The organism is Stenotrophomonas sp. (assembly GCF_032103445.1).
Lineage (GTDB): Bacteria > Pseudomonadota > Gammaproteobacteria > Xanthomonadales > Xanthomonadaceae > Stenotrophomonas.
In genome coordinates this window covers 73,387-88,546 of record NZ_DAMDFR010000002.1, presented here as the reverse complement: position 1 = coordinate 88,546, position 15,160 = coordinate 73,387, and the positions used below count along the sequence as shown (strand labels likewise).

The window sequence follows — 15,160 nt, the reverse complement described above, 5'->3', positions numbered from 1 at the left end:
GATCGATGTGGGTCGTGCGTTGCCCGGACGGACGTGCAGGATCTCGTAGAGCCGGGCTTGCCCGGCTGCCGTTCGCGCTACAACGACTTCCACACAAACCCATCACCGCGCCGGTAATACACCCACGCGCCCTTCCCATACACCTCACTGGCATTCACCAAGCCGAAATACCGCCCATCCGCACTGTTGCCCCGGTGATCCCCCAGCATCAGCACCTTGCCGGCGGGAATGGTGATGCCATCAATATCCGGACCCCCCCCCTGATCCAGGTTCAGGCTGACCTCGCGGTCACCGAAGTCTTCCAGCGCACCATTGTCCTCACGACGCAGCGGCTGGCCATTGATGCTCAGATGGCCATCACGCAGCGTCACCCGGTCACCGCCCACGGCCGCCACCCTCTTGATCAGCCGGGTGCCATCCAACGGCGAATTGAACACCGCCACGTCACCGCGCTGCGGGTCACCGGTGTGCATCAACTCTTTATTGGTGAACGGCAATCGCACGCCGTACGCGCGCATGTCCACTACCACCCTGTCACCCGGCATCAAGGTTGGCTCCATCGAGCCACTGGGCACCTGGTAGTGGTTGGCCAGGGTGTCGCGCGCGGCCAGCAGCAGGCCGAGCATGACCGCCATGGGCATGGCTTCCTTCTTCAGCCAGTGGACCAGGCCCTTGGGTTCGGTTTCGGCGGTTGCGGCAGTCATGGAGCACTCCTTGCAGATAGGTAGGGGTGTGACCCGGTCGAGGCGGCACAAGTTCCATTCAACCACAGCTGAAGCGGGTATCACCGGCGGGCCGAATCTACGCGTTGTTTACGCCCTGCCCGACACCGGGGCATGGCAGCTTTATGGGGGGCACGCGCATCGTGGCGACACCGCGCCAACCGGCGCATTGTCGAGGTGTTCCATGACCATCCTGTTGATCCGGCAGGCATCGCCGCAGGGCGCGCCGGACCTGGTCCCGGCCCAGTTGGCCGGGCATGCGGTGTTCTGCCAGGACTGTTCCACGCTGCCGGCGCTGCTGGCGTGCCTGGACCAGGCGCGGGACAGCCGACCGGACTGCCTGTTGATTGAGGCGGTTCACGTTGAACCTGCGCAGTGGACGGAGCATGGCCAGGCGCTGTGTGCGGCGTTGGATGCACTGCCGGTGCCGTACATCGAAATGGCCGCCAATGACGACGACGGTCTGGATGCACACCTGCATCCACAGCATGCGCCGGTGGCGCGGGTGGTCTGCAGCAGCGGGCGCGATGACGCCTGCCGTTTGTCACTGGCCATTGCCGAACGTCGTCTGCTTTCTGCTGCCGTGGGAGTTTGAGTCATGTCCATTTTCATCATTCGGGGGCCGGAAGCGGCCGGCCAGCTGATCCGTACCGCGCAGCCGCTGCCGGGGCCGGTGTTGAAGGCGCTGGTGCATCGGGCGATTGATGCCGGTACCACCGTTGCGATTCGTGCGTGTGGTTCGGAGCAGGAGTTGCTGGATGCCTTGCGCGTGGCCGATCACAGTCGGGGTGAGGTGACGTTGCTGGATCCGGGTGCGTGTGTGGGTAGCCTGCGATTGCAGCGGTTGTTGCCGCATCTGCATAACGCGTATGTGGAAGTGCATGACGATGATTGTCGTACGCCTGAAGAGTGCCTGCCGGCTGGCATTGGGGAACGCATCGGTGTGGCACATGGGTATTGCGCGCAGAGTTACATGCACGCGCTGGAGATCGCGCTGGATCACCTGGGGTGTAGTGAGGTGGGATGCCGGGTTGGGACGTGATGGGGTTGGGGAACCTTGTCATGAATGCCTGACACATGTCTTCGGCCGGCCCGTGGGGACGGGCCATGCCCGTCCGCTCTTCGTCGGTGGTCATGAACGCCTGATGCGCGTCTTCGGCCGCCTCTTAGCGTTGGTCCGTGGATCGCAATGCGGTGGATGCGGGCTTCGGACGCTTGTGCCGCGCTGCGCGCGGTTGACACGCATGGCGTGTCACTACGAATTGCTACGTGCGCAGGACGATTGCGCTGTTCGCCGGGCTCACGCCCGGCGGGGCTTCGGATGCGTGGTCGCGGGCTGCGTTTCGCGCAGATTGACGCACATGACACCTTCGCCATCACGAACGGCGTTGCATGCGATGACAATCGCACGCGCCATTCCGCGCCTGATGCCGATTGATTCTGTCTATTCTGGAACGCAGTTCTCACCAAATCGGGGCGCATGCGTCATCGCGTTGTATTGACTTCGAGATTTGTGGAAAGACGTCGTTTTTGCCTGTTTCAATGCGATTTCCAGATCGGCATGGTGCGCGGACGGAGAACAAAAGCTCCTACACAGAGATACAGTTCGTTTGCCCATGGTCGGGAGGGTGGCTAATACAACACCCTCCTTTGGGGAATACGCCCTCCGCCTCTCTGTGTGCGGCTTTTGACCTCCCGACCTCTCCCTCGCCGTCCCGGCGAGGGACACACCTAGTTGAGGGCATCCGATGCATAAGCGAAGGGTTATCACCCCTGCAGTTGAATCATCCGCGTCACCCGAAGACCAGAACGACAACGTCGCACCCGCTGCCGGCCACGGCATCCCATGGGACATCTACGACGATCCCACCACACCCTTTCTGATGTCACGTGGCCATTGGCTCCACGAAGTCGGGATGGGCTCTGGAACCCGTATCCGCACCGAGTATGGCGAAGGCTTCCTGCTGTACCGCGTGATCGGCCCGCATGGTCCGGTGGCGCTGCACGTCCCGAAGATCCTGGACCGCACCGTGCGCTACACCGAAGTGTTGCCGTACAGCCACATCCCGCCACGCATGCGGAGGCGCTGATGAAGCATCCGAAGTGGTTCAAGTTCAAGATGGAAGACGAGATGCGCTGCCGGTTGAAAGGCATTGCCAAGCGTCGGAAGTGCCATGCGCCGGATCTGGTGCGGCTGCTGGTGGATCGGTTGATTGCCTACGAGAACGATCCGCATGTGGTGGATCTGACTGTTTGGAGCAATACGGTTAACAAGGCGGCTGTGGCTACCAGCAAGGCCACGAAAACTTCGGCCGAGCCGCCTGCTTATGGCGAGGAGGATGAAGTGGATCGGGCGCGGCGTGAGGGCTGGGCGAGTCCGAAGTTTGGTCGGCGGTAGATAGCGACAGTTCGGAAGTGGTCGGTGGGCCGCATCGTTTCGATACAGAGAATGCGTTACCGGGTGCTGAGGATTTCACGGCGGTCGTCTGTCGACCGACCCTACCAAAGCAACAGCCAAATCAACAGCAACAGCAACAGCAACAGCAACAGCCAAAGCCAAAGCCAAAGCCAAAGCCAGAGCCAAAGCCAGAGCCAGAGCCAGGGCCAGGGCCAGGGCCAGAGCCAGAGCCAGAGCACCACATACACGAACGGCGGGGTTTCCCCCGCCGTTCGTGTGTCAATCCATCACGCGATTATTTCAAACCGCGATTCACCAGCAGCGGTTCCACCGAGGGATCCTTGCCGCGGAATTCGCGGTACAAGTCGGCCAGTTCCACGCTGTTGCCGCGCGAGAGGATCTTGTCGCGGAAGACCTGGCCGTTTTCTGCGGTCAGGCCACCGTGTTCCTTGAACCACTCGAACGAATCGTGGTCCAGCACTTCAGCCCAGAAGTAGGCGTAGTAACCGGCCGAGTAGCCGCCGCCCCAGATGTGGTCGAAGTAGGTGGTGCGGTAACGCGGCGGAACCTGCGGCAGGTCGACCTTGAACTTCTTCAGTGCGGCCGCTTCAAACGGACCCACGTCCTGCAGCTTCGCGTCGGCCGGCTGGGTGTGCCAGGCGAGGTCGAGCAGCGCGGCCGACAGGTATTCGGTGGTGGCATAGCCCTGGTTGAAGGTGCGGGCCTTCATGATCTTGTCCACCAGCGCCTGCGGCATCGGCTCGCCGGTCTTGTAGTTCTTGGCGTAGTTGGCGAACACCTTCGGGTCCAGCGCCCAGTGCTCGTTGAACTGCGACGGGAACTCGACGAAGTCGCGCGAGGTGCTGGTGCCGGCAATGGACGGGTACTTCACGTTCGAGAACATGCCGTGCAGCGCATGGCCGAACTCATGGAACATGGTGGTCACGTCATCGAAGCTGAGCAGCGCGGGCTGGCCGGCGGCGGGCTTGGTGAAGTTGCACACGTTGTATACCACCGGCTTGTCGCCAGTGAGGCCGTTCTGCTCGACGAACACGTCCATCCACGCGCCACCGGACTTGCTGTCGCGCTTGAAGTAATCCGTGTAGAACAGCGCCAGCGAGGTGCCGTCCTTGTCGAACACTTCATACACCTTCATGTCCGGGTGATAGGTCGGAATGTCGGTGCGCGGCTTGAAGGTGATGCCGTACAGCTGGGTGGCGGCGTAGAAGACGCCGTTCTGCAGCACGTTGTCGAGCTCGAAGTACGGCTTGATCTGCGATTCGTCGAGGTCGTACTGGGCCTTGCGGACCTGCTCGGCGTAGAAGTCCCAGTCCGAAGCGGCCAGCTTGAAGCCACCGTTCTGGGCGTCGATCACCTTCTGCATTTCGGCGATCTCGCCGCGCGCCTTGGCGGTGGCCGCCGGCACGGTGTCAGTCAGCAGCTTGGTCGCGGCGGCCGGGGTCTTGGCCATCTGGTCAGCCAGGCTGTAGGCGGCGTAGTTGTCGAAGCCGAGCAGCTTGGCCTTCTGTGCACGCAGCTGGGCGAGGCGCTGCACGGTTTCGCGGGTGTCGTTGGCATCGCCACGCTCGGCGCGGGTTTCCGAGGCCTTCAGCACGGCGGCGCGCTGGTCGCGGTCGCTCAGCGAGGCGAGCACCGGCTGCTGGGTGGTGTTCTGCAGCGGCAGCAGGAACTTGCCTTCCAGGTTGCGGGCCTTGGCATCGGCGGCGGCGGTGTTGATCTCTTCTTCGCTCAGACCGGCCAGCTTGGCCTTTTCGTCCACCACCACAGCGGCTGCAGCAGTAGCGGCGACCAGGCGGGTGTGGAACTTGGTGGCCAGCGTGGTTTCTTCCACGTTGAGCTTGCGCAGGGTGGCCTTGTCGGCGTCGTTCAGCTGCGCACCGGCGCGTACGAATTCCTGGTAGTCACGCTCGACCAGGCGCTTCTGCACCGGGTCCAGGCCCAGCGACTCGCGCTGGTCGTAGATGGTCTTGATGCAGGCGAACAGCTTCGGGTCGAGGTTGATCTCGTCCTGGTGCTCGGCCAGCTTCGGGGCCACTTCTTCCTGGATCTTCTGGCGCGCGTCGTTGGTGTCGGCCTGGACGATGCCGAAGAACACGCGCGAGACGCGGGTCAGGGTTTCGCCACTGCGCTCCAGTGCTTCGATGGTGTTGTCGAAGGTGGCCGGTTCGGTGTTGTCGGCAATCTTGCGCACTTCGGCCAGGTGCTGCTTCATGCCTTCGTTGAAGGCCGGCAGGTAATCACTGTCCTTGATGCGGTCGAACGGCGGGGCCTGGAACGGCAGGGTGCTGGCGCTCAACAGGGGGTTGGTGGAGGCATCGGCCGGCTGCTGGGCAGCGGGGGTCTGGGCATCGGTCACGGGGGTGGACTCCTTGCCGGAACAAGCGGCCAGCGCCAGGCTGATGGCGGCGGCCAGAATGACGGTACGCGACATGAAACGGGCTCCTGGGAAGAGGTGCGGCTGCAGAAAGTTGCAGCCGATCACCCTACTCCCATTGGCCGTTGCCGGCATGTGCCGGACGTGGCATCTGGCTGTGCCGGCCCCGGGTGCCGGCGTGAAGACTCAGACGGTGCCGCGGTTCTTGCCCTGCCAGGGGCGGTACCACTCGCGGATAGTGGCCATGTCAGCCACGTCGTCGCCGGTGGAATGGAACACCGGGCCGAGGCCGATGATCTTTTCCGGGTAATGGAAATACGCGGCCAGCACCGGCACATCGGCCATGCGCGCGATCTTCAGGAAGCCGGCCTTCCAGTGCTCGACCTTCTTGCGGGTGCCTTCCGGGGTGATCACGTACCACATCTTGTCGGACTCACGGATCAGGCGCACGGCCTGCTCCACGGTGCCCTGCGGCGAGCTGCGGTCGAGCGGAATCACGCCCAGCTTGCGCAGCAGCGGCCCCAGCGGCCACCAGAACAGCGAGGCCTTGCCGAGCACGCGCACCTGCAGGCCCATGGCGATCTTGGCCGCCATGCCCCAGTAGCCGTCCCAGTTGGACGAATGCGGGGCGACGATCATCACCAGCTTGGGCACGTTCGGCAGCGTGCCCTGGATCTTCCAGCCACCCAGGCGCAGCGCGCAGCGCGCGGCCCAGCGCCAGAAACGGCTGGGTTCGACCTGCGGCATGTTCGGCGGAATGGCCGGAACCAGCGGATGTGGGTTGTTCAAGCAATCACTCCCAATTGCGTGTGGTGCGCGCGCGTTTGATCTGCGAGCGCTCTTTCTTGGCGTCCAGACGGCGCATCTTGGCCCCGAACGAGGGCTTGGTCGCCACCCGTGCCTTGGGCACGCTGAGGCTGGCCTGGATGAAGGCGGCCAGGCGTTCGCGGGCGTCTTCGCGGTTGCGGTCCTGGGTGCGGAAACGCTGGGCGTCGATCACCAGCACGCCCTCGCCGGTCATGCGCCGGTCGCGGCGCGCCAGCAGGCGCGTGCGCAGCGCTTCGGGCAGCGACGGCGAGCCGGCCACGTCGAAACGCAGCTCCACCGCGGTGGAAACCTTGTTCACGTTCTGGCCGCCGGCCCCACTGGCGCGCACGAAGCGTTCGACGAGTTCCGAGTCCGGAATCGTCAGGTGCGCGTTGATGGTGACAGGCCCATTTCCCATGGGCGGCATTGTAAAGGCTGGATCGCCGCCTTTGGTGACTGGAACGTACGCCATTGGTATCGAATGGGTGGGTAACAGGCCACAACCGGGTGACTATCGTCACGTATTGGCTCGCGCGCGCACTACCGCGTCATGCACGCCAGCCGGGTATGCTCGGGCTTTCCGTACTGCAGGACGCACCGACATGACCCTGATCCGCCTTCCGGCCCGCCGTGGCCTGACCCGCCTGATGCTGGGCCTGGCCCTGAGCCTGGCCGTGATTGCGCCGGCCCTGGCCGCGCCGCCGACCGACGCCGACATCAACCGCCTGCTGGCCGCCTCGCGCGCGCAGAGCATGTTGGACACCATGCTGCCGCAGATTGAAGCGATGCAACGGCAGCAGTTCGAGCAGGTGGCGCAGCAGCGTCAGCTGGACGAGACCCAGCGCGCGCAGCTGCAGCGCATCGAACAGCGCACCAACCAGACCATCCGCCAGGCGCTGTCGTGGCAGCAGCTGCGGCCGATGTACGTGGACCTGTACAAGAAAACCTTCAGCAAGGAAGACGTGCTGGCGATGGCGGAGTTCTACGAGAGCTCGGCCGGGCAGAGCCTGCTCGACAAGACCCCGGCGCTGATGCAGAACGTGATGGTGGCGATCCAGGAACGGATGCAGCCGCTGTTCGTGGACCTGCAGAAGGATCTCGAGGCGATCGTGAATGAACAACCGGCACCGGCGGCGGCACCCGCCGGCAAATAACGACGCGCGGATTTACCGCCAGCCGAACAGGTCCATCGCCTTGCCGAATTCCCCATCCACCGGCGCGCTGACGTCCATCAGGCCGCCGTCTGGATGCGGGAAACGCAGGCGTTCGGCGTGCAGCAGCATGCGGTGGATGCCCTGCATGCGGAAGCTGCGGTTGTGCCGGCCATCGCCATGGCTGGTATCGCCAATCAGGTGATGCGACAGATGCTTGAGGTGCCGGCGGATCTGGCGGAAGCGCCCGGTTTGCGGCTGGCAGCGCAGCAGCGCATAGCGTGAGGTCGGGAACTCACCCACCGGCACCGCGATCTCACCCACCGCCACGCGCTGGAAATGGGTGATGGCCTGCTTCTTCACCGGCTTGCCCGGGCCGCCGTCCAGGTCGTGGTCGACGGTGAATGCTTCCTCGGCCGGCCAGCCGCGACAGATCGCCAGGTAATCCTTGGTGACATCGCCGCCCATCAGCGCCTTGCCGAGGGTGCCGGCGCTTTCGCGATCAAACGCCAGCAGCAGGCAACCGCTGGTGGCACGGTCGAGCCGGTGGACCAGGAAGATCGGCTTGCCCAGCTGCTCGCGCAGGCGGTCGGCGAGGAAATCGTCTTCGCCACGGGCCAGCTTGCTGTCATGGACCATCAGCCCGGCGGGCTTGTTGACCACGGCGAGGCGCTCGTCGAGGTGAAGCAGTTGCAGCGGCGGGAGCGCCACAGGCGTGTCGATGGCGGGTGATGCGTCTTCCACTGCGATCACCGCCGCCACCACGCTGCCCCCAGCGAGAACAGTCCGGCCGCGCCGCTGGCAATGCTGAGCAGCGGCGCGTCACCGAAGTACCAGCCGCCCGGCTGCATGCCGTACAGCACAGCCGCCACGATCAGCAGGCCGACGCCGGCAATCGCCGCCACGGCGCGTTTCTGCAGCTTCTGCAGGTTGTCGTTCAGTGCGACCAGATCCACCGAACGCATCGACAGTTCATGGTCGCCCTCCACCTGCTGCTTCAGCCAGGCGTGCACCAGGCGCGGCATGTCCGGGGTGTGGGTCATGATTTCCGGCAGGCGCTTGCGCAACTCCTTCAGCACCCGGCGCGGGCTGTAGCGTTCGCGCAGAATGCGTTCCAGCACCGGCCGCGCCACTGCCCAGATGTCCAGCTGCGGGTCGAGCTGGCGGCCCACGCCTTCGATGTTGAGCAGGGTTTTCTGCATCAGGATCAGCTGCGGCTGCAGGGTCAGCTGGTAGCGCTGGGCCACGCGGAACAGCTTCATCAGCACTTCGGCCAGCGAAATCTGCGACAGCGGACGGGTGAAGTACGGTTCGCACACCGAGCGCGCCGCCGCTTCGAGTTCGTCGATGCGCACATTGTTGGGCATCCAGCCGGCTTCAACGTGAAGCTCGGCCATGCGCCGGTAGTCCTTGTTGAAGATGGCCATGAAGTTCTCGGCCAGGTAGTACTGATCTTCTTCGGACAGCTGGCCCATGATGCCGAAATCCAGCGCGATGAAGCGCGGGTTGTCGCGGCGGGCCGGATCGGTGTCGACCCAGATGTTGCCGGCGTGCGCATCGGCGTGGAAGAAGTTGTCGCGGAACACCTGCGTGTAGAACACACGCACGCCCTTGGCGGCGAGTGCCTGGCGGTCGATGCCGGCCTTGTCGAGTGCGGCGATGTCATCCGACGGAATGCCCCACACCCGCTCGAGGGTGAGCGCGCGTTCGGCGGTGTGGCTCCAGATCACTTCGGGCACGTACAGGTCGTCCGAGTCCATCCAGAATCGGCGCAGCACGCTGGCGTTGGCTCCTTCGCGCTGCAGATCCAGCTCGGCAGCCAGGGTGTTTTCCACCTCGGCCACCACTTCGCGTGGGCGGATCTTGTCAGCGCGCGGATGGGTGCGTTCGACCAGGGCGGCAGCAGACTTGAGCAGGGCGATATCGGCGTCGATCTGCTTCTCGATATCCGGGCGCAGCACCTTGACCACCACCTGACGGCCATCGGCCAAGGTGGCGGCGTGCACCTGGGCGATCGAGGCCGAGGCCAGCGGCTGCAGGTCGAAGCTGGCGAAGGCCTCGCTGACCGGACGGCCGAGCGCGGCTTCGACGATGCGCTGGGCGGTGTCTCCGTCAAACGGCTTCACCCGATCCTGCAGCAGGGTGAGTTCGTTGGCGATATCAGCCGGGATCAGGTCGCGGCGAGTGGACAGGATCTGCCCGAACTTGACGAAGATCGGGCCCAGGTCCTGCAGCGCCAGGCGCAGGCGTGCGCCGCGCGATTGCGCGGCGATGTCGGCCGAGGCACGCGGCACGAACGGCTTGGCCAGGCGCAGCCAGCGCTCCACGGGGGTGCCCTGTAACAGATCATCCAGGCGATAGCGCAGGATCACGCGGCCGATGCGGCTGGCGCGGAACACCGCCTTCATGCGCGCACCTGCTGCAGGCGCTGCACGCGGGCGGCGAGGCGTTCGACGTCGTCGCGCATCACGTCCACATCGTCATGGAAGGCATCCAGTTCTGCTCGGGGTACCACGTCGCGCGACTCCTCGGTGACAAATTCAGCGGCGGTGTGCGCCAGATCGGACGCGCCACGGCGCGCATGCTGCAGGGCCGAGCGCAGCGTATTGGCTATCTGCACGCCCAGGATTTCGCCGAACACGCGTACGAACGGCAGCTGCCAGTCCGGGTCGAAGCGGCTGGCCAGCTGCTGCAGCCGACGCGCCAGTTCGGCATCGCCGGAAACCTTGACCCGCCCGGCCGGGGCGTCGCCGCCACGGCGGGCGTTGGCGATCAGCGGCAACTGCGCCAGCACCCCGCCCAGCGTGCTGCGCACGGCCAGATCCGGTTCCTGGCCCGGGTCGACCGGGCCAACGGTGAGGCGATCACCGTCGACGCCGATGCGCATCGCCAGCGAGGGTGACTCCAGGGTCAGGGCGATGTGGCGGCCATCCAGCGTGGAAAGCGCGTGGCGGGTGTCCGGGTCCAGCGCCAGGGTGCGGTTCAATGCCAGTTGCAGGGCATTGCCGGCCAGGGGCTTGAGGGAGGAAAGCAGGGAGCGGGGCATGGGGCCATTCTACCTGCGGGCCTTGAATGGCGGGTGCACCTGGGCCGTAGAGCCACGCCCTGCGTGGCTGCGCGCGGTGTTGGGTGGGTCGAAGCCACGCATGGCGTGGCTCTACAGGGGTGGCCGGGTGGGTCGAAGCGGCGCAGGTGAGGTGACCCCAGAAATGGCAAAAGCCACGCAAGGCGTGGCTCTACCGCGGCAGTGCGGCGGGCAGGAGAGAGGTGCCCGCCGCACTGCCGTCGAGGCAGGTGCTGCGGGTACTACGTACGCTTACGGAACATCGAGATCACGGCCAGGATCAGGAATACGACGAACAGGATCCAGGCGATGTTGCTGGCGGCACCGGCGATGCCGGAGAAACCGAGCACCGCCGCAATGATGGCGATTACAAAGAAAACTACGGCGTAGTGCAGCATGTCGATCCTCGCGTGGTGCGTGCCGGATTGGCGTGCTGCCATAGTCTCGATTTGCCGGTGTTCAGCGAGTGACGGCAACCTCATCGCGCAATGAAGCCTTCAGCCTCGTGAGGCCTTCGTCAATGCTCACCTGCGGCACATAACCGAAGTCGCGACGCGCCGGCTCCATGCTGTACCAGTGCGGCGTGCAGAGCTGCTCGGCAAGGAAGCGCGTCATCGGCGGCTCGCCTTTCAACCGCAGCAACGGCCACAGACGCTCGGCCACCGCACCGATGCGATACGCGGTCTTGAAGCTGATCGACTTCTCCACCGGCGGTGCACCCGACGCGGCCAGCAGCTTGTTGAGCAGCTCGCGCATCGGCAGCGGTTCGCCGTTGGAAATGAAATACGCCTTGCCGGCGCAGGCCGCGCCGGGCGCGAGGTGATCGAAGGCCTGGAAGTGGGCCAGCGCGGCGTTGTCGATGTAGGTGGTGTCGACCAGATTGGTACCGTCACCAACAAAGCGCAGGCGACCGGCACGTGCGCGCTCGGCCAGACGCGGCACCAGCTGCTGGTCCCCCGGCCCCCAGATCAGGCGCGGGCGCAGTGCCACGGTGACCAGCTGCGCGTCGTTGGCCGCCAGCACACGCTGCTCGGCAATCGCCTTGGTCGCGGCATACGGGGCCTGGAAGTTCTCGCCGTACGGCACTTCGTCCGCGCCCAGCCCTTCCACCGGATGCGTGGCGCGATGGGTCACACTGGGGGTGGAGGTGTAGACCAGCCGACCGATGCCGTTGGCGCGGCACGCGGCAATCACGTTGTCGGTGCCTACCACGTTGGCCTTGTGGTAGCTGTCATAGCTGCCCCATGCGCCGGCTTTGGCCGCGTTGTGGAACACCGCGTCCACACCGGCCACGGCATGGCGCACGGCCTCGGCGTCGGCGAGGTCGCCGCGGATCTGACCGACACCCATCGCCGCCAGCGACGGGTAATGGCCGCGGTTGAAGCTGAGGACCTCGTGCCCGCGCTCGACCAGGCCACGGCACAGCGCCTGCCCGAGGAAACCACCACCACCGGTGACCAGAATCTTCATGCGTGTTGTTCCATGCGGGTTGTGGCCCAGACGGTCAGCTTTTCGCGGCCGATCTTGGCGTTGTGACGGATGTCGACGGGGAAGCCGGGGTGCGGCAGGAAATGTTCAATGCGTGCAGTGCCGGGGTGTGCCAGCGCGTGCGCGCGCAGGCGCTGCTGCAACGCCGGCGAATCCGTCACGCCCGGCTTCAGTTCGTAGCACAGCACCGGCACCTGCTGGCCGGCGGCCCCCACGCCCACCAGCGCAGTACGGGCGATACCTTCGAGGGTGTTGAACACCGGTTCCACCTGTTCGGTGTACAGCGGGCCCTGCGCGGTTTCCAGGCGCTGGGTCTTGCGTCCGCAGAACCACAGCCGGCCCTGTTCGTCGAAGTAACCGACATCGCCCATGCGGTGCACCACGCGGGTGCTGCCATCGGCCAGGGTTTCGCTGATCTTGGCCGCGGCGGTGGCCTGCGGGCGGTTGAAGTAGCTGTCGGTGGCGGTGGGGCCGGCGACGGTGATTTCACCGACCACGCCGGTGGCCACTTCGCGTGCCTGCGTCCACAGCGGCAACGGCGCGTCGTCGATGGCGATGATGCGCACCTGGTTGGGCGCGACCACGCGACCGACGCAGGTGCCCGCGCCATGCTCGGTAGCCTCGCGGGTGTTTTCCAGCTCGCGGCCTTCGACCACGGCCACCGGCAGGCACTCGGTGGCCCCGTATGGAGTCCAGAACTTCGCGTCGTCCGGCAGCAGGCGGCGGAAGCGCGCCACCACGTCCGGCGGCACCGGCGCACCGGCCGAGGTCACCCGGCGCACGCCAGGCAGCGGCTGGCCGTGGTCGGCCAGCACCCGGATCAGCGCGGGCGAGCCGAACAGCTGGGTCACCCCGAAGCGCGCGATGGCGTCGTGCAGCTTGCGCGGGTCGGCCTTGGCCGGGCGCGTGGGGTCCATGTCCGGAATCACCGAGGTCAGGCCCAGCGCCGGGTCGAACAGGGCGAACGGCGGGAAGGTCGGCAAATCCACGCCACCTGCTTCCATGCCAAACGCGGAACGCAGCAGGTCTACCTGCCCCACGAAGTGGCGGTGGCGGTAAACCACGCCCTTGGGTACGCCGGTGGAGCCACTCGTGAACAGGATGGCGGCGACGTCCTCGCCGTCGGTGGCGGCGATCGCCTGCGGCGCACGGGCTCCCTGCGCCTCCAACTGGGCCAGGGTGGTGCCGCCCCAGCCCCAGCGTCGGCCGACGGTGACCAGGGTCTTCGCGCCCGGGCACCAGCGCAGCACCAGCCTTGCCACATGGGCCAGGCCGATGCCGATGAAGGCCTGCGGCTGGGCCTCGTCCAGGCACTGCTTGAGCGCGCGCTTGTCGATGCCGGGGTCGACCAGCACCGGCACCGCGCCGTTCTTGAACAGCGCGAACATCAGCAGGAAGAACTCCGGCGAGGGCCGCACCATCACCACCGCGCGCACCCCACGGCCGATGCCGTAGGCAGCCAGCCCGGCGGCCATGGCGTCGCTGCGGGCATTGAGGGTGCGGTAATCCAGGGTCACGTCGTAGCGCGCCATGCCCGTGGGGCCGGGCTTTCCGGGGCAGCGGATGGCGATCTGGTGGGGGCGTTCGCGGGCCAGTTCGGGCAGGCGCGCGGCGATATTGGTGGGGCTGTTCATCCGTTCATTGTCGCCGCTGCAGAAAATTCTTGCGCGGCGGCCGCCGCCGTGGAAAATTCGCGCCCTTCCCCTCCCGCTCTCCGCCGCCCGAAGGCCGGCATTCATGGTCCATCCCTGCATGACCTGCGGCGCGTGCTGCACCCAGTACCGCGTGGCCTTCCACTGGATGGAATCGGACGAAGTCACTCCTGGCGGCGTGCCCCATGAACTGACCGAAGTGCTGGATCCGCACCGGCTGTGCATGCGCGGCACCCATTCCAAGCCGGTGCGGTGCGTCGCACTGGACGCGGAGATCGGGGTCTATTCCCGCTGCAGCATCCACCCCAACCGGCCCAGCGTGTGCCGTGAGGTCGATGCGTCGTGGGAGTACGGCAAGGCCAGTCCGCAGTGCGACAAGGCCCGCATAGCGTTCGGCATGCCGGCGCTGACCCCGGCCGACTGGCCGCTGAAGGACTGAACCACCCTACCCGGCGCTCGGCCCGACCCAGGTCAGGTACACCGTCAGGGTCAGCACCGACACCAGGGTGGTCCCCAGCACTGTGGCGGCGGTGGTGCCAGCCTCGCGGCGGTGGAACTCGGCCAGCATGAACGGCCCGGTCCCGGTCGGCAGCGCGGCCAGCAGCACGGCGGCGTGGGTCAGCACCGGGTCGAGGTGGAACACCTGGGTGGCCAGCAGCCAGACCAGCAGCGGCTGCAGCAGCAGCTTGGCCGTACCCAACCCCATCGCGGTGCGTCCGGTGCCCTCGGGCACGTTGCGGCGCTCGCCCAGGAACAGCCCCAGTGCGATCAACGCGCACGGCGATGCCGCGCCCCCCAGCAGCTTCAGGAAGGTCTGCACGGGAGCCGGCGGGTGCGTGCCGGTGGCCATCAGCGGCAGTGCCAGCAGCGGGGCCAGTACCAGCGGATTGCGCAGCAGGGCCCGGGTGACCTTCCACAGCAGGTGGTGCAGGCGCATTTCGCGCTGCAGGCCGGTTTCAACCAGCACGATGGCCAGCGCGAACAGCACGCACACGGTCAGCAGGGTCGCCACCAGGGTGGGGGTGAGCGCCGCAGTGCCTAGCACGGCGACCGCCAGCGGAAAGCCGATGAAGCCGGTGTTGGCGTAGGCGGCGTTGAGGCCATCGATGCTGGCGTCGGCCAGTGGCTGGCCGCGACGGCGCTGCAGCAGCACCGTGCCGGCGAACACCAACGCGGTGCCGCCACCGAAGCTGAGCAGGAAACCGGGATTCCACAACGCCTGCCAATGGGCGTTGGCGACCACGTCAAACAGCAGCGCCGGCAGCGCCAGATAGACCACGAAGCGGTTCAGCTCGGAGGTCGAGTGCGGCCCCAGCGCACCACTGCGGCGGGCCAGCCAGCCGGCGAAGATCAGGCCAAAGATGGGCAGCACGATGGCCAGCACGGACAACATGGGGAATTCCCTGGAAGCGTGCGCTGCAGGCTACGCGCCGGTATCAATACCTTCCAATGCTTTTATCGGCCTTCAGCGATACTCTTTGTG

Annotated in this window: 17 protein-coding genes; 6 read left to right on the top strand and 11 right to left on the bottom strand. The window is 66.0% G+C overall.

Annotation, left to right across the window (positions count from 1 at the left end):
- Positions 1–77: 77 nt before the first annotated feature.
- Entirely contained in the window at positions 78–704 is a 627-nt protein-coding gene (gene lepB, locus RT551_RS01385; protein WP_313455164.1) for a signal peptidase I, read from the bottom strand.
- A gap of 202 nt (positions 705–906) precedes the next feature.
- Here lepB and RT551_RS01380 point away from each other — a divergent pair, with 202 nt between their 5' ends.
- From RT551_RS01380 to RT551_RS01365, 4 genes are all read left to right on the top strand, one after another.
- A complete protein-coding gene (locus RT551_RS01380; RefSeq protein ID WP_313455163.1) occupies positions 907–1,317 on the top strand; it encodes a hypothetical protein in 411 nt (136 codons plus the stop codon).
- A gap of 3 nt (positions 1,318–1,320) precedes the next feature.
- Entirely contained in the window at positions 1,321–1,764 is a 444-nt protein-coding gene (locus RT551_RS01375; protein ID WP_313455162.1) for a 3-dehydroquinate dehydratase, read from the top strand.
- A gap of 874 nt (positions 1,765–2,638) precedes the next feature.
- Complete coding sequence (locus tag RT551_RS01370; RefSeq protein WP_313455161.1) at positions 2,639–2,812, top strand: hypothetical protein; 174 nt, start codon at positions 2,639–2,641, stop codon at positions 2,810–2,812.
- Positions 2,812–3,120: a hypothetical protein gene (locus tag RT551_RS01365; protein WP_313455160.1), complete on the top strand. Its 309-nt coding sequence runs from the start codon at positions 2,812–2,814 to the stop codon at positions 3,118–3,120. Before RT551_RS01370 ends, RT551_RS01365 begins: the two co-directional genes overlap by 1 nt.
- A gap of 295 nt (positions 3,121–3,415) precedes the next feature.
- Here the strand turns inward: RT551_RS01365 and dcp are convergent, their stop codons facing one another.
- The 3 genes from dcp to arfB all read right to left on the bottom strand — a co-directional run bounded on the left by dcp (position 3,416) and on the right by arfB (position 6,740).
- Entirely contained in the window at positions 3,416–5,572 is a 2,157-nt protein-coding gene (dcp, locus tag RT551_RS01360) for a peptidyl-dipeptidase Dcp (protein ID WP_313455159.1), read from the bottom strand.
- Positions 5,573–5,701: 129 nt separating this feature from the next.
- The gene (locus RT551_RS01355; protein ID WP_313455272.1) at positions 5,702–6,262 is read right to left on the bottom strand and encodes a lysophospholipid acyltransferase family protein; all 561 of its coding nucleotides are present in this window, start codon (positions 6,260–6,262) and stop codon (positions 5,702–5,704) included.
- A 46-nt stretch (positions 6,263–6,308) separates the two neighbouring features.
- Complete coding sequence (gene arfB, locus RT551_RS01350) at positions 6,309–6,740, bottom strand: alternative ribosome rescue aminoacyl-tRNA hydrolase ArfB (RefSeq protein WP_311193394.1); 432 nt, start codon at positions 6,738–6,740, stop codon at positions 6,309–6,311.
- Positions 6,741–6,924: 184 nt separating this feature from the next.
- On the opposite strand from arfB, the gene RT551_RS01345 reads away from it, so the two are divergent.
- A complete protein-coding gene (locus RT551_RS01345; protein WP_313455158.1) occupies positions 6,925–7,476 on the top strand; it encodes a DUF2059 domain-containing protein in 552 nt (183 codons plus the stop codon).
- A gap of 12 nt (positions 7,477–7,488) precedes the next feature.
- Here RT551_RS01345 and RT551_RS01340 read toward each other — a convergent pair whose 3' ends face one another.
- The 6 genes from RT551_RS01340 to oleC all read right to left on the bottom strand — a co-directional run bounded on the left by RT551_RS01340 (position 7,489) and on the right by oleC (position 13,659).
- Complete coding sequence (locus tag RT551_RS01340; protein ID WP_313455157.1) at positions 7,489–8,226, bottom strand: pseudouridine synthase; 738 nt, start codon at positions 8,224–8,226, stop codon at positions 7,489–7,491.
- Positions 8,223–9,881, bottom strand: a complete 1,659-nt coding sequence (gene ubiB, locus RT551_RS01335; protein WP_313455156.1) for a ubiquinone biosynthesis regulatory protein kinase UbiB — start codon at positions 9,879–9,881, stop codon at positions 8,223–8,225. Before ubiB ends, RT551_RS01340 begins: the two co-directional genes overlap by 4 nt.
- Positions 9,878–10,519 carry an SCP2 sterol-binding domain-containing protein gene (locus RT551_RS01330; protein WP_313455155.1) on the bottom strand — a complete coding sequence of 214 codons (642 nt, stop codon included), beginning with the start codon at positions 10,517–10,519 and terminating at the stop codon, positions 9,878–9,880. Before RT551_RS01330 ends, ubiB begins: the two co-directional genes overlap by 4 nt.
- 260 nt (positions 10,520–10,779) lie before the next feature.
- Complete coding sequence (locus RT551_RS01325) at positions 10,780–10,935, bottom strand: DUF1328 domain-containing protein (protein ID WP_311193390.1); 156 nt, start codon at positions 10,933–10,935, stop codon at positions 10,780–10,782.
- A gap of 61 nt (positions 10,936–10,996) precedes the next feature.
- Positions 10,997–12,007 carry a 2-alkyl-3-oxoalkanoate reductase gene (gene oleD / locus RT551_RS01320; RefSeq protein WP_313455153.1) on the bottom strand — a complete coding sequence of 337 codons (1,011 nt, stop codon included), beginning with the start codon at positions 12,005–12,007 and terminating at the stop codon, positions 10,997–10,999.
- A complete protein-coding gene (gene oleC, locus RT551_RS01315; protein WP_313455151.1) occupies positions 12,004–13,659 on the bottom strand; it encodes an olefin beta-lactone synthetase in 1,656 nt (551 codons plus the stop codon). Before oleC ends, oleD begins: the two co-directional genes overlap by 4 nt.
- A 103-nt stretch (positions 13,660–13,762) precedes the next feature.
- Here oleC and RT551_RS01310 point away from each other — a divergent pair, with 103 nt between their 5' ends.
- Positions 13,763–14,116, top strand: coding sequence for a YkgJ family cysteine cluster protein (locus tag RT551_RS01310; protein ID WP_313455150.1), 354 nt, complete (start codon positions 13,763–13,765; stop codon positions 14,114–14,116).
- A 6-nt stretch (positions 14,117–14,122) separates the two neighbouring features.
- Here the strand turns inward: RT551_RS01310 and RT551_RS01305 are convergent, their stop codons facing one another.
- Positions 14,123–15,070 carry an AEC family transporter gene (locus RT551_RS01305; RefSeq protein ID WP_313455149.1) on the bottom strand — a complete coding sequence of 316 codons (948 nt, stop codon included), beginning with the start codon at positions 15,068–15,070 and terminating at the stop codon, positions 14,123–14,125.
- Positions 15,071–15,160: the final 90 nt, after the last annotated feature.